Source organism: Pseudomonas sp. LG1D9 (assembly GCF_002949995.1).
Lineage (GTDB): Bacteria > Pseudomonadota > Gammaproteobacteria > Pseudomonadales > Pseudomonadaceae > Aquipseudomonas > Aquipseudomonas proteolytica.
Window position 1 is genome coordinate 4,951,521 of sequence record NZ_CP026881.1, and the last position, 21,676, is coordinate 4,973,196.

Consider the following 21,676-nt stretch of genomic DNA (forward strand, 5'->3'; position numbering starts at 1 on the left):
GGTCCGTTTCCGAATCTCACGAGACTTATATCCCCAGACACTCACTTATCTGGGGAACAGCGCATGCATCCGCAACGCACCATTCGGGCAACACTGAAAAAATCACTGGCTGTGGCCGTCGTCCGCGGCATTGCCAGCTTCGCCGGGGCAGCACCGTTGTTGCTGGCGCCGGCCTGGGCCATGGCGGCGCCACAGCAGGAGTTCGACATTGCCCCAGGCTCCCTGGCCGGTGCGTTGAACCAGTTTGGCCAGGCCACGCATATCTTGCTGTCCTACCCGGCCGCGCTCACGCAAGGGCAGACCAGCCCCGGCCTGCAAGGTCGACATGACCTCGACACCGGCCTGGCAATCCTGCTCAGTAACAGCTCGCTGCAAGCGGTGCGCGGCAGCGGCGATAACTACTCCCTGCAACCCCGTCCTGCCGACGGCGCATTGCAACTGGGCACCGTATCGATCTCCGGCAAGGCGCCGGGATCGACTACCGAGGGCACCGGCTCCTACACCACGCAGTCGTCCAGCAGCTCAACCCGCCTGAACCTGACGCCCAGGGAAACCCCGCAATCATTGACCGTCATGACCCGCCAGCGCCTGGACGACCAGCGCCTGACCAACCTGTCGGACACCCTGGATGCCACCCCCGGCATCATCGTGTTGCGCGACGGCCTGGGTTCGGAAAGCGACGCCTATTTCTCCCGTGGCTTTCAGATCCAGAACTTCGAAATCGACGGTGTGCCCACCGTCACCCGCATGGACAACTACACCCAGAGCATGGCGATGTACGACCGGGTGGAAGTGGTGCGCGGCGCCACCGGCCTGATCAGCGGCATGGGCAACCCCTCGGCCACCATCAACCTGATCCGCAAGCGCCCGACAGCCGAGGCGCGGGCTAGCGTAACCGCCGAAGCAGGCAACTGGGACCGCTACGGCAGCGGCCTCGACGTATCCGGCCCCCTGACCGAAACCGGCAATGTGCGCGGGCGCTTGGTGGCCGACTACAAGACCGAACACGCCTGGGTCGACCGCTACAAGCAGCAGACCCAGTTGCTGTACGGCATCACTGAATTCGACCTGACCGAAGACACCTTGCTGACCATGGGCTTGAGCTACCTGCGCACCGACGTCGACGCCCCGGCGCGCTCCGGTTTGCCCACACGCTTTACCGATGGTTCGCGCAGCAACCTCAGCCGCTCCCTGAATACTGCGCCGGCCTGGTCCTATAACGACCATGAGCAGACCAGCTTCTTTACCTCCATCGAGCAGAAGTTCGACAGCGGCTGGAGCGCCAAGGCTGAATTCACCCATTCGCAAAACAAGTTCGATGAGGTGTTCAACTACGTCAACGGCAGCCTCAACAGTGATGGCAGTGGCACCACCCAGTTGCCAGTGCGATTCTCTGGTACCCCGCGCCAGGATAATCTCGACCTGTACGCCACCGGCCCGTTTGACCTACTGGGCCGTGAGCACGAGTTGATCGCCGGCGTGACCTTGTCCAAGTACAAGGAAAACGTGCCCAGCCATGGCGGCTGGAACTATGCGTATTCCGGCTCCCCGGCGGGCGCCATCGACAACCTGTTCAACTGGGACGGGCACTCGGCCAAGCCGGACTTCCCGGTGACCGGCAAGTCCTCGGTGGATGAAAGCCAGTACGCCGCCTACCTGAGTACCCGCCTGCGCATGACCGACGATTTGAGCGTGATCCTCGGCAGTCGGATCATCGACTGGAAGCGCGAAACCCAGGACAGCCCCTACGGCGGCGTTGCCACCCGTACCAGCGAGTCGGAAACCGGCGTGTACATTCCCTATGCCGGGGTGGTCTACGACCTGACCGACAATTGGTCGGCCTACGCCAGCTACACCAAGATCTTCAATCCCCAGGCCAGTTGGGTGCGCGACATCAACAACAAGGCCCTGGAACCCATGGAAGGCAAGGGCTACGAGCTGGGCTTGAAGGGCAGTTTCTTCGACGAGCAGTTGAACACCAGCCTGGCGCTGTTCAAGTTGGAACAGGACAACCTGGCGATCTGGATCGACACGCCGGGCGGCAACACCTATCGCAACGAGAAGGGCACCACCACCGAGGGTGTCGAACTGGAACTCAACGGTGAGCTGGCCGAAGGCTGGCAAGCCTCGGCGGGTTACGCCTATGCGGTCAGCACCGATGCCGACGACAAACGCATCGTCACCACCTTGCCGCGCCAGAGCCTGAAAACCTTCACGACCTACCGCCTGCCGGGAGCGTTGAGCAAGGTGACCGTGGGGGGTGGAGTGAACTGGCAGAGCAAGGTCGGTGAAGACCTGCACACGTTCAGCCAGGGTAGCTACGCCATCACGAACCTGCTGCTGCGCTATGACGTGACGCCGCAGCTAAGTACCTCGGTCAACCTCAACAACCTGTTCGATCGCGAGTACTTCAGCTATGCCGGCAACCACGGAATGTACGGCGCGCCGCGTAACCTGATGACCAGCATCAAGTACGACTTCTAACCCTGCCCCGATCCCCTGTAGGAGCGGGCTTACCCGCGATAGCAGTAGTTCAGGCGCTGTTACTGTCGACTGACACACCGCCATCGCAGGCAAGCCAGCTCCCACCTTTGATTGGTGTCACGGCCAAAATACTGCACCCGACAAAAATCCCCTGTAGGAGCGGGCTTGCCCGCGATAGCAGTAGTTCAGGCACTGTTACTGTCGACTGACACACCGCCATCGCAGGCAAGCCAGCTCCCACCTTTGATTGGTGCTGCGGCACAAAATACTGCACCCGACAAATATCCCCTGTAGGAGCGGGCTTGCCCGCGATAGCAGTAGTTCAGGCACTGTTTTTGTCGGCTGACACACCGCCATCGCAGGCAAGCCAGCTCCCACCTTTGATTGGTGTCACGGCCAAAATACTGCACCCGACAAAAATCCCCTGTAGGACCGGGCTTGCCCGCGATAGCCATAGGTATCTACACAACTTTGCCGCAACGCCTAAATCCAGGCAGATAGCGCAGTTGTGGCGAGCGGGCTTGCCCCGCGCTGGGCTGCGAAGCAGCCCCAATAAGCCGAATGCGTTGTACCAGATACACCGCGGCGGCTGGTTTTGGGGCTGCTTCGCAGCCCAGCGCGGGGCAAGCCCGCTCGCCACGGGGGAGTTCGTCAGCTTCTGAAAGTTGTGTAGATACCTATGCCGCGATAGCAGTAGTTCAGGCACTGTTACTGTCGACTGACACACCGCCATCGCAGGCAAGCCAGCTCCCACCTTTGATTGGTGCTGCGGCACAAAATACTGCCCCCGACAAATATCCCCTGTAGGAGCGAGCTTGCTCGCGATAGCGGCGTATCAGCCACCGAATCTATTGGCTGATCCACCGCCATCACAGGCAGCAGCTCCGCGCGTTGCCTTTTTGCTATGCGCAGCTCACGCCTTCCACGGCTTGAGCCACAGCCCCAACCCCAGCAGCACTCCGGCGCCTGCCAGGGTGCTCAAGCCCAGTTGCCAGCCATCGCTGTGCATTGGGTGCAGGACCAGCGCCGCTGCTCCCAGCAACACCACACTCAGCCCCCACTGCAATGGCCAGCCCAGTTGCCCGAGCAGGTGTTGGCGTTGCATCAGCAGCAGGTTGGTGACGATCACCCCACCCAATGCCGCCAAGGCGATGCCCGGCAGGCCGAAAAAGTACGGCAGCACTACCAGCAGGCCGGCATTGACCAGGCTGCCCAGCAGTTCGCACTTGAGCGGCAGGCGCGTATCGCCGCTGGCGTAGGCATAGCGGGCGAGCATGGCGTTCCAGGCGCCGAACACCAGGGGCGTGGCGAACCAGGCAAGCAGGGCGGGCAGCGGGCCGTCGGCGCTTTGCGCCGGCATCAGCAGGTGAATCAGCACGGGGCTCGCGCCAATCAGGCCGAGGGCGGCCGGCAGGCTTAGTAGGGTCGCGGCGTCCAGGCCACGGCGCAGCAAGGCCAGGCGTTGTTGGCCCTGTTCGCCGCTCATCAGCCCCAGCAGCACCTGGTTGAGGCTCATCAGCGCAATCAACGGCAGGTTGATCAGTTTGCGCGCCAGGTTGACCCAGGTCACCGCGCCTTCGCCCAGGTAGCTGGCGATCAGCCGTTCGAGCAAGGCCAGGCCCTGGCTGGCGACATTGCTTGCCAACAGCGGACCGAGACGTCCCAGCAGCTCGCGGCCGGCCTGGGCATCGCCCTTGAGCTGCCAGGGGCGCCAGCCGAACGACCAGGCCGGTGCCAGCAGGGGCAGGCACATCAACACGCTGCCGGCAAAAAAACACAGCGCCAGTTCTTCGCTGTCGCTGGCCGTGCCCTGGATAAACAGGTACAGCACCGGCGGCAGGTTGAACAGTAACGAACCCAGCCCCGGCAGCACAAAGCGCTGGCGCGCCTGCAACGGAATACTGAACAGGCCATGCATCACCAACCCCGGCGCACAGGCGGCCAACCAGCGCAGGTTGGCGGCGGCCTGGTCGTGGGCGGCGGCATCCAGCCCCGGGCCGATCAGCCGTACCCACAATGGCGCGCCCAGTGCCAGCAGGGCGAACAGACCCAGGCCCACGCCGAGCAGGCGCGGCGAGAGGCTGGCCAACCACGCTTGCTGGCGTTGCCCATCACGTTGTTGATAGAGGGGCAGGGCAGCCGCTGCGAGCAAGCCGGCAGCCAGGGTCATGCGTAGCGCTTCGGGCAGAAACACCGCCACCAGGAACCCATCGCTGCGGCTGCCTGCACCCCAGGCCGCGACCAGCAGCCATTCCCGGGCAAAGCCGGCCACCAGCCCGGCGAGGGTCGCCAGGGTCAGCCACAGGGTGCTGCCAAACATCAGTGCAACAGGGTGAACAGGCCCTTGCCACCCACCTTGTAGTTCAGCCCGCGAACGCGTTCGCCCATGACTTTGGCACCGGTGCCGCCGACAATTTTGTACGGCGCGACGGTTTTGGCCACCACGGTATTGGCGGTCACCACCGAGCCTTCGCACAGATGGGTGCCGAAACCGATCAGTGCCCGGCTGCCGATCCACACGTAGTCGTCGATGTAAATCGCCCCGGAAATCGACCAGAACTCCGGCGCCTGCAAGTCATGACTGCCGGCGATGATCAGCACATGGGAGGCAATCGCCACATGGTTGCCGATCACCAGGCCAGAGCGCGCATCCACCTGGCAATGCCAGCCGATCACGGTGTCGTCGCCCACTCTGAGGTTGTGGATGCCCAACACCTCGGTGTTGCGCCACAGGCTGGAGCCCTTGCCGATCTTCGCGCCGCCCAGGCGCAGCCAGCCGATACGGATGTGGTGGCTGGGGATCTTGTTGATCAGGATGTTGTAGGCCATGTCCCAGGCGCTGCGCCAGCGGTCCTTGAGGGTTGCCCAGTTCTTGCCATAGATCGGCAGGAACTGCGCCGGGACATCCTGTTTCATGCGATGGAACAAGCGGCGTGCCACCGGATGTCCAATGGTCGGCTCCACGTCGAAAGAGGTCATCCAGAAGAGTTTGTTGCTGCCTTCGCCTTCTTCAAAAACCACCTCGTTGGCCAGGCACCAGGCCAAGCCATCTTGCAAGTCTTCCAGGCTCACACCGAGTTCGCTGGCCAAGGCGGGCAGGCGGTCACGCAGGTCGGGGGAGTGAATAGTGCGATGTTTCATGGTTGGCTATCCTTTGGCACGGAAACAGGAGCAGAAGCGGTCACGGTCGGGTTCAGGCGCACCTGTTGCAGGCTGATGCCCATCAACAGCCAGAACAGCGCGATCAATACAAAGGTGAAGCTGAAGTAGTGGTCGAAGATCCCGGTCAGCAGCGCCGCCAGTACACCGCACACACAGCCCAGCCACAGTGCGTTGTCGGCGGTGACTTTACGCACCGAGCCCAGCGGCCGAACCTCACGCCACCACAACACGGTGACGGCGATAAACAACAGCATCCCGGGAATGCCGATCTTGTAGATGAAGTTCAGCCACAGGTTGGAAATCCCCAGCAAGTTGCTGCCCGGCACCGGTGGGTCGATCTTGAAGCCGATGCCCAGCGGGTACTTGGCCATGACATCGGGGAACCCGGCGTACTCGTCGAAGCGGATCTCGGTACTGGCGTTGGTGGTCGAGAACATCGTCATCAAACGGTCCTGCAACGGCGGATAGAACATCACCAGGGCGATCACAAAAGCGACGCCGATGCCGATAATCCGCCCGCTGTGGGGCACGCGCTTGTAGGTCAGCCAGATCAGGATCAGCGCCAGGGCCACAATCGCGCCCCGGGAGATACTCAGCAGCAGGCCGGCGCAACCGAGCACCGCCACCGCCAGGCCCAGGGCACGGCGCCAGCCGGTGCGGGTCCAGCCGTAAAACAGCGCCAGAGGGATGAACAGCACCAGCACGCCACCGGTCAGGTTCGGGTGGACCCAGGGCGAGGCCATGCGTTTGTAGTTGGCCGAGAAGATGTCCTTCACCGCCTCGGGGTGGGCGTATTTGAGGTCGGTGAGGATGTCGATCATCGACATCGCATTGCGCGTCTTGAGGAACATGAAGATCGACAGCGACAGCATCGCCAGGTTGCCCAGCAGCAGGGCGACCACCACTTTGTCGCGGTCGGCATCGGTGCGCAGCAGCAGCGGCACGATAAACAGCAGCGACAGGTTCATCAGCCAGCGCACCCAGTTGACCGGCCCGTTGCCCTCGGCGTGGATGATGATCATGCCCCAGATAAACGGGATGGTGCTGAACAGCATCAGCCACATCAAGGCCCGCTCCGTGGGGCGCCAGACCATGAAGCTACGGGTCTTGCCGATAAACGATTGCCAGAACACCCCGGCCCAGGTCAGGCCCAGCACCGCTTCGCTGATGGTGGTGCGGATCCCCAACTGCAAGGTGGTATAGGGAATACTGGTGGCCAAGACGGCAAAGATCAGCAGCCCCCACAGGGGTTTGCGGATCAGGGTCAGCGCCACGCCCAGGCCGACCACGATCATAAAGACCTTCATCGGCGGCAGTGCCAACAGCAAGCCACCGAAGATCAGGCCCAGGAGCAGACTAACGAGTTTTCCTGGCAGCATTAGCGGTTCAATTCCTTGAGCAGTTTATCCAGGCGCAGGCGGTAGGCCGGTTCGGCAAATTGCCGGGCCCACGTGCGTTGCAATTCGGGGTCGGCCGTGGTCCCGGGCGCTGCCAGTGACACCATCAATGTTTGCAGTTGCCCGGCGTCGTCGGGCGCAAAGCGCGCCGCCGTGGGGGGCGCCACTTCATCCAGCGCCGAACCACGGGCCACCGCCACTGGCGTGCCGACACTCAGTGCTTCCACCACTGGCAGGCCAAATCCTTCGGCATAGGAAGGCTGCCACAGGTACGCGGCATGCCGGTAGAGCGCCTGCAACTGGCCGTCGGACAGACCGTTGCGCCAATGCAGGCCGGGCAAGTCGCCGAGGGTCGCCGGCACATCGCTGGCGTGGCCGACCAGCACCAGGTCCGGCACGTTCGGGTCCCTGGCACGGCTGGCTTGCCATTGCGCAAGAAAGAACGCCATGTTCTTGCGTGGCTCACGGGTGCCCACCACCAGCCAGTAGCGCGCGGGCAAGCCCTCGGGCAGCGGCTCGGGTGCTTCGGTGAACTGCGGCACCAAGTTGTGCAACACCCGGAACTTGGCCCGCGCCCAGGGGAACAGGCGCGCGGCTTCATCGCACGAAAACTGCGACGGGCACCACACCCGGTCCGCCTGCCACACCGACCAGGCAATCGACGCGCCATCGATCAGGCGGTAGGCCACGGCCTTGAGCCGGGAGCGATGGAAGTTGCGATGGGTCAGTTGGAACAGGTCGTGCAGCACCAGCACATAGCGGGTGCCGGCGGGTTTGCGGCACAAGGGCAAGCCCATATTGGCGGTGGCGATGTACAACTCGATCCGCTGTTCGTGGATCCCCCGGGGCAAAAAACCGCGTTCAAAGCGCAGCCGTACCTGGGGGCGTTGCAGGCCTTCCAGCGGGCTGGCCCAGGGCGGGCAAACCGCGGTGTCGCGCTGGGGATGATCCAGCGGCGCCTCGCTGAACAGCACCACTTCAGTGTTGTCCCGGGCGCGCAAGGCTTGCTCCAGGGCCAGGACCTGACGGGCGATGCCCGACGAAGGCGCGACCGTGGCGGGGCGGTAATCCAGGGCTACGCGCATGCTTGGGGCTCCTGTTGGGTGGGCAAGGTGCGGTAGATCTGCTCCAGTTCGTTACCGGCCACCGCCCAGTCGTGATAGTTGCGCGCGTAGTCCCGCGCGGCATTCGCCAGTTGGCTGGCCAGCGCCGGCTCGTCCAGCAGGCGCACAATGGCCTCGGCCAGGGCTTCGGCACTTTCGCCAGGCAGATAGTGTGCTTGCGCCTCGACCGCCAGCCCGGACACGCCCTGGGCGGTGCTTACCAGCGGCAGGCCGGCGGCCATTGCCTCCAGCACTTTGAGTTTGGAGCCGCCGCCGTGGCGCAGGGCGGCGACAAAACCTGCGCAGCGGCGTTGCAAGGCGGTCAGGTCGGGGACAAAGCCCTGCCATTCAATACGTTCGTCGGGCCAGCGCTCACGCCAGTGCTCGGGCAAGCCAAAGCCAGCTACCGCCAGGCGGGCGCTGGGGCACTGCAACCAGACCCTGGGGAAGATTTCGTCGAGCAGCCACTGCACCGCATCGAGGTTCGGTGCGTATTCGTAGTTGCCGACAAACAACAGGCGCTGGCTCTGCGCATCGGCGCTGACCGCGCTGAACGCACGGCTGTCGACCCCATTGACGACCACGCTCACCGGGGTGGCGGTCAGTTGGCCGATGGCCTGGGCGTCGGCCTGGGTTACGGCCACCACATGGCACGCCGCATCAAACGCCTTGCGCTCCCACTGCTGGCAGCGCCACTGGTCGTAGCGCACGAACGGCCCGGCCCACTTCGGGAAACGGTCATAGGTGGCGCCGCCCAGGCTGGATTCCAGGTTGTGCTCGGTGAGCACGAAGTCCCGCGATTGCTGGCGCAGGACACTGAGGTACGGTTGCAGGCTGTAGCTGTGCTCGACCTGGATCACATCCCAGGTTTCGTCCAGCAGTTCGCCAAAGCGCGCCTGCAACACCGGTGACAGGCCGTTGACCGTGGTCAGCAACGGCCAGGGCGCAAACACTCCGGCGAGCAGGGTCATGGGGTGTTTGAGCGGTCGGCGTGGTACCACGATCAAGCGTTCGAGCAGGGGCTCGAGGGCGGCGTGCACGGCGGCGTCGGCCGGCGTCTTTGATTGCACCAGCAAGGTGATGCGGTGCCCGCGCTCACTCAAGGTACGCAGCAAATGGTATTGCCGGGTCTTGCCGCCGCTGGTCATCGGCCACGGCAGATAGGGCACAATCCACAGGATTCTCACGTGCAGCTCTCCATGCCTGGGCGTGCTACCACACCAGTATTTGCAACGACGGTTTCACCACGGGGCGAATGCCGTTGTAATCGTTAAGGGCCTGCCTGGCGCCGGTCAGCGGGTCCAGCAACTCGGCGCGCTGTACCTTGGGCAAGGTGATGCTGGTGCCTTCAGCGCTCCAGTACATCAACAGGTGTTTACCGTCTTCGCGGGTCCAGGCCACGCTGTAAAAAGTCTTGGGTACGTCTTCCAGCACCGGGGTGACGCCCGGCTTGAGCGTCGGCCCGGTGATCTCAAGGAAGCGGGCGAGAGCGCTGTAGACCGGCTTGGGTTCGCCGTTGAGGTCGAGCAGGCCGTAGTGCTGGTCACGCACGGAGGCGCGTTCATCCAGGTCGGACAGGGCAAACAGGAAAATCTTCTGGTAGTCCTGGGACGCCATCAGCGCCAGGCGGCGCAAGGTGAAGTCGGCCTGGCCGTCGACGCCGATCAGGTCCTGCATTTCCTTGGGCCCGCTATAGCTGGACCAGCCCCACTCGGTGGCCCAGACATCCTTGACCCCGGCACCGTGCAGCACCGCATTGAGCTGGTCGCCGCGCAGCAGGACTTCGTTCTTGCCTGGTTCGTCGGTTTCAGGGGTCATCGAATACGGGTGATACGCCGCCACCATGCCCAGGGTTTGTACGCCCATTTTGCCGAGGGCTTCAAACATCAGGGTTTTGCCGCGCGGCGGCATCTGGCTGTAGTAGGCCATGCCGCCCATCACCTGGATTTTGTCCGGGGCGGCGATATTCAGTGCCTGGTGACTGGCCAGCAGCAAGCGCGCGTATTCCTCGGCATTCACTTGCGGGCGCCAATTGTTCGGCAGGTTCTGTTCGTTCCACACCTGCCAGGCGTTGATATTCGGGTAGCGCTTGGCCAACAGCGCCAGGCGCAGGGCGTATACGTTGGCATCCCGTGGGCGGTACTGGTCCTGGAATTCCGCGCCCCTGGGGGCGGTGGTGATGAACGGCGCCGAGCCCACCAGGTAGAACACCGAGCGGATCTTCTCGGCGGTCAGGGTGCGGTCCAGTTCATCGAAGGTGCTCAGTTGATAGTCTTCCTCCTTGGGTTCCAGGCGGTCCCAATGCAGGTCGACGCGAACCCAGTCCAATCCCAGTTTCTGGTATTGGCGGATCTGCTTCTGGTACTGCTCGGGCTTGAACCACAGAAAGTGCGCGTTCACCCCCAAAAACTCGCGCCACACCACGGTGCGCTGGGGCGCCAGGTTGACCGGCTCTGCGTCGACCTTTTCACTGAGCAGCAGCGCGCCGCCCACGGCCAGGGCAATGACCAATGGCAAGTAGCGCCACATCGGGCGAGTAGGGGACGTGTTCATCGCAAAGGCTCCTTGACTACGGCCTGGAACAACTCGGCAAAGCGTTGGGCGGTGCTGGCCCACTGGCGCTGCCGGCCGATATCGGCAGCGTGGTCGGCCCACTGGCGGGCCTGTTGCGGGTCGAGGATCAGGCGGCTCAAGGCATCGCTCAACGAGGCGATATCCCCCTGTTGATAGGTGATGCCATTGCCTGCGGCAACTTCTTCGGCGAAGGCGCGGGCGTTGGAGGTAATCACCCCGCGCCCGCAGGCATTGGCCCAGGACAGCGCGCCGCTGGTGCCGCGCATCTGGCCGAGGAAGCCGAGTTTTTTCGATTCGCGGTACGGCAGCACCATCACATGGTGCGCCTGGATCGTGTGCGGGATATCGGCCGAAGGCAGGTCCAGTTGCCAGTCCACCACATCGCCCAGGTGCAGGGTGGCGATCAGTTGGCGCAGGCCATCGAGGTAGTTGCCGGCCGGGTCGAAAGTCATTTCCGGCGCGGTGCCACCGGCCAGGGTCAGGCGTACCTGGCCGCGGCATTGCGGGTGGGCGGCCAGGGCGCGGGCCAGGGCCTGTAGCAGGTCTTCGATGCCCTTGCCCCGGTAGATAAAGCCGAAGTACAGCAGGCGCAGCGGTTGCAACGGCGGCAAGGCCACGGGGGCGATGGGCAGGTTGCCGTGGGCAATCACCGCCACTTGCTCGGGCTTGAGGCCCATGCGCTGGCGCAGGCAGTCGCCGCCCAGGCGGGTGAGGGTGATCAGGCGGCCCATGCTTTTTGCCAGGCGCCGTTCTTCGTAAAGGGTCAATGGATCGGCCAGCAACGCCGCCGCCTGGGGCAGCGGGTGGGGCAGGCGTTCGAGCAGGGTCAGCGGGAAAAACAGCTTGGCCCGGCGCCAGATCAGGCGTTCCGGGTCGTGCACGGTGGCGGTCAGCGGCAATTGCGGCTGGGCCCGGCGCAGGTAGTCCAGGGCCTGGAACTCGGCAAAGCGCCCGCCGCCCAGCTCGGCATGCACCAGGTCCACGCCGCGCCAGTCAAAGGCTTGCAGGCGCTGCAGCTGTTGCGCCAGGTCCAGGCAACCCTCCAGCGGCGTCAGCACCTCCAGGCCTTGTTCGCGCAACGCGCTGCGCAAATGCGCAGCGTAGTCGGCGATCCCGGTCTGCTCCGGCGGCAGTGGCGCCAGCAGCGCAATGCGCATCAGGCCGCACCGCGCCAGCTGTTGATCCGCGCCAGGACATTGGCCGGCACTTCAAAACGGCGGCGGTTGAGGATCATCCCGTCGACTTTGCCGAACGCGGTGGTCAGCAACGACAGGGCGTTCTCGATGGTCGGCACGGTACTGGTGCGGGCTTCGATCACCAGCACAATCTGGTCGGCGCGGCGCAGGGTGAGGAATGCCTGCGGGTTGGACGACAGGGCAGACGCATCCAACAGCAGCACTTCACCCGGCTTCGCGGCGTCGCTGCCGTTGACCGAGACCCGGTGGCCGCGTTCTTCCAGCAGACGCTTGAGTTGCTCGATGATAAAGCTCACGCCCTCGCCATGCCGTGCCGAGGTCAGGCCCAGGGCAAAGCCCTCGCTGGCGATGCGCTCGGCGGGCAGCAGGCTGTACAGGCGATAGATGCTGGCGGTAAGGGCTGCCGGCGTGGCGTGTTGCACATCGGGGATGCTGCTCCACAGTGGGATACCGAACACTTCCTGCAAGCGCGCGCCATCGTGGATGCGCTGGTCCAGCAGATACAGCACATAGATGGTCAGCAAACCGACGGCCAGGCCGGCAGGAATGGTGAACAACAGAATCAGCAGGCTCTTGGGAAACACGCGCGCCGGGTTAAGGGTGGCGTGTTCGATCAGGGCGATGTTGCTGATCTGGCTGCTGTCCAGTTCGTGGTCGATGCGCGCCTGTTCGAGGTTTTCCGAGTACAGCGCGTAGCTTTTCTCGGCGGTGCGCAGTTGCTGGGTCAGCTTGTTCAGTTCGGGTTCATCGGTCATCGCCTGGTCACGCTGGGCGCGCAGTTCGGCGAGGGTCTTGTCGTAGTTCTCGATTTCCCCGGCCAGTTTGCGCTCCTGCAACTGGGCGTCGATGATCTGCTGCTTGACGTTGATCACCAGGCTGTTGGGCGCGGTGTTTTGCGAGCGTTCCAGGCGTGTCGCTTCCTGGGCGCTGAGAGCTTCCATGTCGCGGATGTTCTGCTCGATCTGGTTGACCTGCGGCGTACCTGGCAGGTAGGTGCGCAGCAGGCGCGCGCGTTCCACTTGCAGGGCGTTGAGCTGGCGCTTGAGGTCAAGCTGGGTCGGGTTGAGGCTGGTTTCCCGGGCCGTTATCACTTCCGCTGGCTGGTTCTTGATCTGCTGGCTGGCGTTGGCCAGGAAGCTGCGGATCCCCGCGATCTGGTTTTGTGCGGTGACCTTGGCGTCGGTGACGCGGTCGATCTGGTTGGTCAGGTTTTTCAGGCGCGCGTCCACGCTGATCGAATCGATCTGCTTCAAGCGGCCCTGCAGTTCATCCTTGAGCCCCTGGATGTTGGTGGCGACCTTGGTGCGCTCGGCTTCATAGAAGGTATGCAGGCTCTTGCGCCCGAGAATCCGCGCGCGCTCTTCGAGGTAGGCATCGACCCAGGTCTCGACGACCTTTTGCGCGATGACCGGATCGTCCCAGGTGAAGGAGATCTCGATCACCGAGGAGCCCGGCTCGTGGCCGGCTTCGAAGTTCTTCTCCAGCTTGGTCGCCAGGCGTTCCAGCGGGCTTTGCTTCTCGGCCAGGCCCACGAATTGCAGGACGCTGCGTACCGCATCGAGCACTTCACCCGCGGCTTTCTTGACGTAGAACTTGGTGACTTTCCAGAAGCCCTGTGGTGGCTCGGACGTCATCGCCAGGTAGCGCTCGGCAACGATATGCACGATGGGCCGGCCGGTGAGCATCTTCTCCTCATCCACGATCGGATCGTGTTGGGTGCTGGGCGCAATCAACGTCTGGCGGTTGGCGGCTTCGATTGGCAATGTGGTGTTGTCCCGCCCTGGCTTGACCAGCAAGCGCGCGTCGGACTCGTAGCGAGCCGGCAGCAGGAAGGCACCCAACACGGCCACCACAATCGTGGTGATCACGGCCAGTTTGAATTCGCGGCGGAAGATGAAAAACAGCCGCAAGAGGTCGCGTAGAGAGCGGATTTCGATCACAGGATCACTCCATTGATGGGAATGTGAAAACTCTTTAGAGATTTAGGATGCGTTTGGATAAGTGTTAAAAACTGCATACCGCACCATTCCCACATGTATTGCCGCTGTTTTTTACACCCGTGTCGTTGAGCTGATAGTTCAGGCCCAGGCCAACCCCTTTGCTAACCGGAAACAGCTTGGTGAAGTACATGTCCACGGCTTCTACCGTTGCTCCAATTGTTGACTGCGGTACGTAAATCAAATCACCACGCTGCAAAGCCACCCGTGGGTGATTGGGATTGGTCAACATGCTCTCCAAATTGATGAAGTACATGTTGTATTTGCCGTCGGTACCGGTACGGAGTAACGCGATATTGGAGCTATCTGCCGACGGCAAAACTCCCCCGGAACTCAGCAACGCCTGCTCCACACTGACATTGCCCGCCAGGTCAAAAAACGCCGGATTAGGCACCGCACCACCGATAAACACCTTATTGCTTGGGGCACTGGCGATGTTCACCGTCACTGCTGGCTCGCGGTAGATGCGCTTGTACTTGTCGGTAATTTCCTTCCCCAGGTCTTCAGGCGTGCGCAATGCCGCCTTGATCCGACCGATGTTGGGCATTGAGATCACCCCGTCGGGACGCACGACAAATACCGTCATGTCGTCGGCTGCCGCGGGCTCCTGCGCATCGCGCACGATGCGCAACAGGTCGCCACTCTGGATCAGCACCTGTGGGGGCGGCAGGTCGGCCAAGGTCAGCGCCGCTTGATGGCCGGCCTTGAGCGTATTGTCATCAGGAAGCGGCACCCGCGCAGGGGTCGAACAACCAGCCAGCCAGATCGAGGCAGTCAACAGGCTGAACAGGGTAAGACGGGAACGTCGGTTGGTAGTCTTCATGACGGCTCAAGTCCAGTAGGTGGAAAACATGCCCAGGCGCTGCTTGAGCGAGTTGGGCAGGTAGCGTTCAAGGTGGCCGAGGCGATAGCCCAGCAATTTAAAGGCACTGCGCACCACCACTTCGGGGGCGCGGTGCAAGGCGTTGGCCTCGCGCAAGGCACGTAATTCGGCCAGTACATAGCGTTTACCTTCGCCGCCGGCGTCGCCGAACGCTTGGCGAATCCACGGCTCGCGGCCGTAGAACACACCAATGTCGAAGTAGCGGTGAAACTCATCCATGAGTCGGTAGTCGTGGGAGTGATAAACCCGGGCGCTGGCCGCGTACTGCACCTTCCAGCCTGCCAGCAGCATGCGCGCGGCGACGTAGGCGTCCTCGCTGCCGATCACATCGGCCGGAAACCCGCCCACGGCCTGCAGGGCGCTGCGCCGGTATACAGAGAACGAGTCGGAGCTAAAGCACGTCTTGATCCCCAACTGCGGCGCATCGGCCAGGCTTTTGCTGCGGCTGTGCGCCGGGTAATTGAAGTGCCGCGACTGCGCACCCAGCACCCCGGCACCGGGGTGCGGCAGTTGCCGGCCGTAGGCAACGCCATTGAGCGGGTCCAGTTGCAGCTCTTCGAGCAGCTTGGCGAACGTCTCGGGTTCGGCCGGGATCGCGTCCTGGGTCATCACGATCAGGGCATCGCCGCCCACCTGTTCGCTGGCCCAGCGCCGCGTACCGCCGTGGTTGAAGTGGCGGGCGTCGATCACTTCGACACGGGCGCCGAACTCGCGAAAGCGCGCCACTGTGTCGTCGCTCGATGCGCTGTCGACCACCAGCATTTCGTCGGGTTGCACGGTTTGCATGCGCAGCGCCGGCAGCAGCCGGTCGAGGTGGCTGGCGGCATTGCGGGTCGGGATGATCAGGGAAGTACGCATCAGGGCTGGGGCTCGCTGCCGGGCGCGCGGCCGTAAATATCATCGAAGCGCACGATGTCGTCTTCGCCCAGGTATTCGCCGCTCTGCACCTCGATCATTACCAGATCGATGATGCCGGGGTTGGTCAGGCGGTGTTTGTGCCCGGCGGGAATGTAGGTGGACTCGTTCATGTTGAGCAGGATCTCGCGCTCACCATTGGTGATCATGGCCGCGCCGCTGACCACCACCCAGTGTTCGCTGCGGTGGTGGTGCATCTGCAAAGACAACGAGCCCTTGGGCTTGACCACGATGCGCTTGATTTTGAAACGGGGGCTTTCCTCCAGCACCGTATAGGTGCCCCACGGCCGGGTGACGGTGCGGTGCAGGCTGAATGCCGGGTGGTTCTGGCGCTTGAGCTCGGCGACGATATGGCGCACGTCCTGGCTGCGGTTGGCGTCGGCAATCAGCAGGGCGTCGGGGGTGTCGACGATGATCAGGTCACGCACCCCGACCGCCCCCAACACGCGCTTGGGTGAGTCGATGTAGCAGTTGTGCACGTCGTGCAGGATCGCTTCGCCATTGATCTGGTTGCCGTTGTCGTCGCAGGGGGTCAACTGGCGCACGGCTTCCCAGGAGCCGATATCGCTCCAGCCAATGTCACAGGGCACCACGGCGACCTGGGCGGATTTCTCCATCAGGGCCACGTCGATGGAAATGTCTGGCGCGGTGCCAAAGCCTTGCGGGTTCAGTTCGCGCTGGCGGCTGCTGCTGTTCTGCAAGCTGGTGCTGTGCGCCAGCGCGGCTTTGGCGGCGTCGAGCACGGCTGGCGCGTGGGTCGCCAGCTCGTCGAGCACGGTGGCGGCCTTGAAGCAGAACATCCCGGCATTCCACAGGTGCTTGCCGCCGTCCAGGTAGCCTTGGGCGGTGGCCAGGTCGGGTTTTTCGACGAAGCGCTGGACGCGAAAACCCTGTGCCAGGGCCGAACCTTGTTCGATATAGCCAAAGCCCGTTTCGGGGCGGTCGGGCTGGATGCCGAAGGTCACCAGGTAACCCGCTTCGGCCAATTCGCGGGCCTGGGCCACGGCCTGGGCGAACGCGCTTTCATCAACGATCAGGTGGTCGGCCGGCATCACCAGCAACTGTGCGTCGCCGCCGAAAAACTCTTGCACATGCAGGGCTGCGACAGCGATGGCGGCGGCGGTATTGCGGCCAAACGGTTCGAGCAGCAGGTCCAGGCCCAATTGGGCCGTGTTGACCGCGCGGTAATCGTCGAGGGTGCGAAACAGCAGGTCGCGGTTGGTTACCGTCAGCACGCTGTCGACCCCCGGCAGGTGGCTGGCGCGCAGGAAGGTTTTCTGCAGCAGGCTCTGGTCGTCGCGCATACGCATGAACGGTTTGGGCATGTTCTGCCGCGAAACCGGCCACAGCCGCGTGCCCGAGCCACCGGAAATGATGCAGGGAATCAATCCGTTGAGGGTGTTCATCAATAGACTTCCTTGGTGGAAAGGACGGCCGGGACCGTCATGAAAACGATGTACAGGTCAAACCACACCGACCATTTGGCGATGTATTCCAGGTCGTACTCGACCCGTTTCTGAATTTTGAACAGGGTGTCGGTTTCACCGCGGTAGCCATTGATCTGCGCCCAGCCGGTGATGCCTGGCTTGACCCGGTGGCGCGAGCTGTACTCGCTCACGGCTTCCTCGAAAGGAATCCCGGCGGCTTTGGTGGCAGTGGCATGGGGGCGGGGGCCGACCATCGACATGTTGCCCAGCAACACGTTGAACAGCTGGGGCAGCTCGTCGATGCTGGTCTTGCGGATAATCCGCCCGACGCGGGTGATGCGCGGGTCGAGGCGGGTGGTCTGGCATTCGGCATTGCGGTCGGTCTGGTCGACGTACATCGAGCGGAACTTGAACACCCGGATCAGGTTGTCGTTGTAGCCAAAACGCTTCTGGCGAAACAACACCGGGCCCTTGGAATCGAGCTTGATGGCGATGGCCGTCACCAGCATGATCGGGGAAAACAGCAGCAGCCCGGCACTGGCCAGCAACAGGTCTTCGCAGCGCTTGATAAAGGGTGACCAGCCGCGCAGTGGCAGTTGCGAGGTGTTGAACATCAGGATGCCGCCGACATCGGTGATGCGGTTGTGGCCATAGCGCAGGGCCGCCATGTCGGGCACCAGCATGACGTTGACCGACATCTGCCGCAGGCGCTTGACCAGCTCGTTGATGCGCTGCTCGGCGGCCCAGGGCAGGGTGATCATCACCTGGTTGACCTGTTCGGACCTGATCAGCTTTTCCAGGTCGCGGGTGTTGCCCAGCAACGGCAGGTTGCTCAATTCCTTGGGGATGCGCTCGGTACGGTCGTCGATAAAACCGATCAGGCCGGAACGGATATCACTGTTGCGCGACAGGTGTTCGGCCACATGCACGGCGGTGTCGGTAAAACCGAGGATCACCGTGCGTTGCAGGAACTTGCCGTTCTTCATCAGGTTGCGATACAGGCGCAGCATCAGGATGCGTTCCACGCCAAACAACATCAGGCTCAGGGTGAACCAGAACATCAGGTTGCGCGGGCTCAACTGCGGGAACAGCAGCAGGATCTGGTACATGAACAGCAGGATGCAAAACGCGGAAATCCAGGCGACCAACATCACGCGAAAACGCAGGCGGTTGCTGAACAGATCCTCGGAGTACACCCCCAGGGCCTGGAACAGAATGATGGTCAGAATCGCAAAGAACAGCAGCAGGCCAAGGTAGTGGCTACGCATTTGCGGGTCCACCGGATCCGGATAGAACAACAGGATCATCGCCGGCAGGACCGCCGTCAGGCCGTGCAGTAATTTGACGAAAACCACGAAGAATTCAACAAAGCCGGTACGAGTCAGAAACAGGCTGTCGACTGACGACTTGTCACGCATAAATCATCCCTCAATGCACCACCAGGACTTCCCTGTTCGTATGCTCATCCATAAGGCAGGTTTGCTTTATAAGTGGTGCAATGCGAACGACTGCTTTCGCTGGGTAAAACGCAATTACCTGTCTGCTCGCAGGTATTTTTGCTCGATAATGTCTAAATGATGGCTCCTTCTGATAGGTTCGTCAAGGTTTTGACTTTTATCAGGGTTCTCGCCGTCGAGCTTCATAAGATACTCTTGTTGTGACGGTTTGTTGACATGTTTTGTGGGGGTTCTCAGATTTATCGAGAATAAGTGATGGCTTTTTGGAGTGTAGGAACAAAAACGGGAATTTTCCTGCGGGGAGGGAAATCCCTTTTTTGACGCAATGTAGGAAGGGCGCGGGCTGAACCTTGGGCCGGCTCCCACAGCTATGGCTTCAAGGCCGGTATCGCCTGCGCTGGCATCGGCGGCTGAGGTAGGACTAATCTACGGCTTTCCCTGGCGGATGAGTTGAGCATGATCGATCTCGCAACCCTGGCGGTTTTCTCTGGTTCTGTGCTGCTGTTGTTGCTGTCGCCCGGGCCGAACATGGCCTTTGTCATCAGCCATGGCGTGAGTTACGGCTGGCGGGGTGGGGTGGCGGCCGGCCTGGGGATCGGCGTGGCGGACCTGCTGCTGACCGCACTGACCGCGACCGGCGTCACCGCCCTGGTGGCCAGTTGGCCTCCGTCCTTTGACTTGATTCGCTATGCCGGCGTGGTCTACCTGCTGTGGCTGGCGTTCAAGACCTTGCAGAAAAAGCCGTCCCTGAACACCGCCCAGGTTGTGCGGGTGCGCCTGGGCGGGGTGTTTATGCGCGCCATGCTCAACAGCTTGCTCAACCCTAAGGCGCTGTTGTTTTTCATGGTGTTCCTGCCGCAATTCGTCAAGCCCGAGGCCGGTCCCATTGCCCTGCAATTGGTGCAATTGGGCTTGGTCCTGACGTTGATTGCGGGCGTGTTTCACGCGGTGCTGGGAATTTTTGGCGGGGCGATCAGCCGGTTTTTTGCTGGCAGTGAGAAGACCGCAGGCCTGCAAAAATGGGGGCTGGCCACGGTGTTGACGGTGCTGGCCGTGCGCCTGGCGTTGATGCCGCGCACGGTGTAAATGGCGCGCAGGTGTATCTCCTTGTGGGAGCGGGCTTGCCCGCGATAGCGGTGGGTCAGCCAAAACATTCGGTGACTGACATGACGCCATCGCGGGCAAGCCCGCTCCCACACTAGTTCGGCCTTTAGCCCAGCCGCGCCGCTGCCCGTGCGGTAATTTCGCCGCGGGTCTTGCGTGATTGCGCGGTGCGCTTGTTGGCCTCGTCCAGCACAGGCTGTGGTGCGGTGTCTGGCCGCCCGGCGTTGAAGGGCGGGGCCGGCGCATATTCGAGTTGCAGTTGCACCAGTTGCGCGGCCGCCTCGCCGTACAACTCGGCGGCCAGGGTCAGGGCAAAATCAATCCCCGCCGTAATGCCGCCACCGGTAAACAGGTTGCCGTCGCGCACCACGCGCTCCTGCACCGGGATCGCGCCCAGGGTGGCCAGCATGTCGTGATAGGCCCAGTGCGTGGTGGCCCGCCGCCCGCGCAGCAAGCCCGCCGCACCCAATACCAGCGAGCCGGTACACACCGACGTCACATAGCGTGCGGTCTGGGATTGTTGGCGCAGAAAGCCCAGGGTCGGCTCATCTTCCATCAACGGTCCTACCCCTGAACCGCCCGGTACGCAGATCACATCCAGCACCGGGCAGTCGTCGTAGGTGATGGTCGGGCTGAGCACCAACCCGCTGCTGGAGGTCAGTGGCGCCAGGTCTTTCCAGATCAGGTGCAGCTTCACATCCGGTAATGACGCCAGCACGTCGTAGGGGCCGGTGAGGTCCAGTTGCTGGATGCCGGGGAACAACACAAAGCCGATCTGCAAGGTCATGGTGAAACTCCAGGAAAGAGGATGGACGGCTTCACTCTAGTGGCCTAGGCTTTGGCGCATACGCCATTGAGCCCACGAATCACGCCAATCATGCCGAAAATCATCCATGTACTCGCCTTTGCCAATGTGCAGGTGCTTGACGTCACCGGCCCCTTGCAGGTGTTTGCCTCGGCCAACGACCTGGCGCGCCAACAGGGTTTGCCGTTGCCCTATGCGGTCAACGTGATTGCCGCCCAGGCCGAGCCGGTGATGACCTCTGCCGGCCTGGCCTTGGTGGCCGAGCCGTTGCCTGGCGCCGAGACGCCCTGCGACACCTTGGTGATCGCCGGCGGCTGGGGAGTGTATGGCGCGGCCGAAGACTCGGATCTGGTGGCCTGGGTGCAGGATAAAGCCCGGCACTCACGGCGCGTGACGTCGGTGTGTACCGGCGCCTTCCTGCTGGCTGCCAGCGGCCTGCTGGACGGCTGCCGTGTCGCGACCCACTGGACGCGCTGCGAGGAACTGGCGCGCAAATACCCGAGTCTGCAGGTCGAGGCCAATCCGATTTTTATCCAGCAGGGGTCGGTCTGGACCTCGGCGGGGGTCACCGCCGGTATCGATTTGTGCCTGGCCCTGGTGGAAGAGGACCTGGGCCGCGCGGTCGCCCTGGAGGTGGCGCGGCACCTGGTGGTATTTCTCAAGCGCCCCGGTGGGCAGTCGCAGTTCAGCGTCACCCTGTCCCTGCAAAAGGGCGGCAGCCGCTTCAGCGAGTTGCACGCGTGGATTGCCGAACACCTGCACCTGGACTTGAACATCCCGACCCTGGCGGCGGCGTGCGGCATGAGCGAACGCAGCTTCGTGCGCCATTACCGTGCCGAGACCGGGCAGACTCCAGCGCGAGCAGTCGAGCTGATCCGCGTGGAAACCGCACGCCGGCAACTGGCCGACAGCGCCGTAGCGATCAAGCGCATCGCCGCACAATGTGGTTTTGGCAGCGAAGAGACCATGCGCCGCAGTTTTCTGCGCGCCTTGTCGATCACCCCGCAGGTTTACCGCAAGCGGTTTTCGGCGCCGGCTTGAGTCAGCTCAATGCTCGTGTGACAGCAGTGACCAGGTAAGGCGGCCGCATACCCGTCGGTCGCGGCACGCCAGTCGGGTACGTGGATGAGGATGGAGAGAATGGGGGACAGCCGAGCATTATCGGGCATCAT

The 21,676-nt window shown here is 62.8% G+C and carries 16 protein-coding genes; 3 read left to right on the plus strand and 13 right to left on the minus strand.

The features are described 5' to 3' along the window. Positions 1-63: 63 nt before the first annotated feature. Positions 64-2,484, plus strand: coding sequence for a TonB-dependent receptor (locus C5F71_RS23185; protein WP_104912036.1), 2,421 nt, complete (start codon positions 64-66; stop codon positions 2,482-2,484). Between the two features lie 913 nt (positions 2,485-3,397). On the opposite strand, the gene C5F71_RS23195 is transcribed toward C5F71_RS23185, so the two are convergent. The 12 genes from C5F71_RS23195 to C5F71_RS23250 form a co-directional block, all read right to left on the minus strand. Then, positions 3,398-4,804 carry a lipid II flippase MurJ gene (locus C5F71_RS23195; RefSeq protein WP_104912037.1) on the minus strand — a complete coding sequence of 469 codons (1,407 nt, stop codon included), beginning with the start codon at positions 4,802-4,804 and terminating at the stop codon, positions 3,398-3,400. After that, on the minus strand, positions 4,804-5,625 hold the full coding sequence (locus tag C5F71_RS23200; protein ID WP_070995579.1) for an acyltransferase: 822 nt from the start codon (positions 5,623-5,625) through the stop codon (positions 4,804-4,806). Before C5F71_RS23200 ends, C5F71_RS23195 begins: the two co-directional genes overlap by 1 nt. Beyond that, positions 5,622-7,025: an O-antigen ligase gene (locus tag C5F71_RS23205; protein WP_104912038.1), complete on the minus strand. Its 1,404-nt coding sequence runs from the start codon at positions 7,023-7,025 to the stop codon at positions 5,622-5,624. Before C5F71_RS23205 ends, C5F71_RS23200 begins: the two co-directional genes overlap by 4 nt. Then, entirely contained in the window at positions 7,025-8,128 is a 1,104-nt protein-coding gene (locus tag C5F71_RS23210; protein WP_104912039.1) for a glycosyltransferase family 1 protein, read from the minus strand. Before C5F71_RS23210 ends, C5F71_RS23205 begins: the two co-directional genes overlap by 1 nt. Next, on the minus strand, positions 8,119-9,333 hold the full coding sequence (locus C5F71_RS23215) for a glycosyltransferase family 4 protein (protein WP_104912040.1): 1,215 nt from the start codon (positions 9,331-9,333) through the stop codon (positions 8,119-8,121). Before C5F71_RS23215 ends, C5F71_RS23210 begins: the two co-directional genes overlap by 10 nt. Positions 9,334-9,358: 25 nt before the next feature. Continuing rightward, positions 9,359-10,699 carry a beta-xylosidase gene (locus C5F71_RS23220; RefSeq protein ID WP_104912041.1) on the minus strand — a complete coding sequence of 447 codons (1,341 nt, stop codon included), beginning with the start codon at positions 10,697-10,699 and terminating at the stop codon, positions 9,359-9,361. Beyond that, a complete protein-coding gene (locus C5F71_RS23225) occupies positions 10,696-11,877 on the minus strand; it encodes a glycosyltransferase (protein WP_104912042.1) in 1,182 nt (393 codons plus the stop codon). Before C5F71_RS23225 ends, C5F71_RS23220 begins: the two co-directional genes overlap by 4 nt. Next, positions 11,877-13,856, minus strand: coding sequence for an exopolysaccharide transport family protein (locus tag C5F71_RS23230; RefSeq protein ID WP_104912043.1), 1,980 nt, complete (start codon positions 13,854-13,856; stop codon positions 11,877-11,879). Before C5F71_RS23230 ends, C5F71_RS23225 begins: the two co-directional genes overlap by 1 nt. A 64-nt stretch (positions 13,857-13,920) precedes the next feature. Beyond that, positions 13,921-14,736 carry a polysaccharide biosynthesis/export family protein gene (locus C5F71_RS23235; protein ID WP_104912044.1) on the minus strand — a complete coding sequence of 272 codons (816 nt, stop codon included), beginning with the start codon at positions 14,734-14,736 and terminating at the stop codon, positions 13,921-13,923. Between the two features lie 6 nt (positions 14,737-14,742). After that, complete coding sequence (locus tag C5F71_RS23240; protein ID WP_092235414.1) at positions 14,743-15,654, minus strand: glycosyltransferase family 2 protein; 912 nt, start codon at positions 15,652-15,654, stop codon at positions 14,743-14,745. Beyond that, positions 15,654-17,117, minus strand: coding sequence for a mannose-1-phosphate guanylyltransferase/mannose-6-phosphate isomerase (locus C5F71_RS23245; protein WP_104912045.1), 1,464 nt, complete (start codon positions 17,115-17,117; stop codon positions 15,654-15,656). The genes C5F71_RS23240 and C5F71_RS23245 overlap by 1 nt, the downstream gene beginning before the upstream one ends. Beyond that, the gene (locus C5F71_RS23250; RefSeq protein WP_104912046.1) at positions 17,117-18,556 is read right to left on the minus strand and encodes an undecaprenyl-phosphate glucose phosphotransferase; all 1,440 of its coding nucleotides are present in this window, start codon (positions 18,554-18,556) and stop codon (positions 17,117-17,119) included. Before C5F71_RS23250 ends, C5F71_RS23245 begins: the two co-directional genes overlap by 1 nt. 495 nt (positions 18,557-19,051) lie before the next feature. Here C5F71_RS23250 and C5F71_RS23255 point away from each other — a divergent pair, with 495 nt between their 5' ends. Beyond that, positions 19,052-19,681 carry a LysE family translocator gene (locus C5F71_RS23255; protein WP_104912047.1) on the plus strand — a complete coding sequence of 210 codons (630 nt, stop codon included), beginning with the start codon at positions 19,052-19,054 and terminating at the stop codon, positions 19,679-19,681. Between the two features lie 124 nt (positions 19,682-19,805). On the opposite strand, the gene inhA is transcribed toward C5F71_RS23255, so the two are convergent. Beyond that, a complete protein-coding gene (inhA, locus tag C5F71_RS23265) occupies positions 19,806-20,486 on the minus strand; it encodes an isonitrile hydratase (RefSeq protein WP_104912048.1) in 681 nt (226 codons plus the stop codon). 90 nt (positions 20,487-20,576) lie between these two features. Between inhA and C5F71_RS23270 the strand changes: the two genes are divergently transcribed. Beyond that, entirely contained in the window at positions 20,577-21,545 is a 969-nt protein-coding gene (locus tag C5F71_RS23270; RefSeq protein ID WP_104912049.1) for a GlxA family transcriptional regulator, read from the plus strand. Positions 21,546-21,676: the final 131 nt, after the last annotated feature.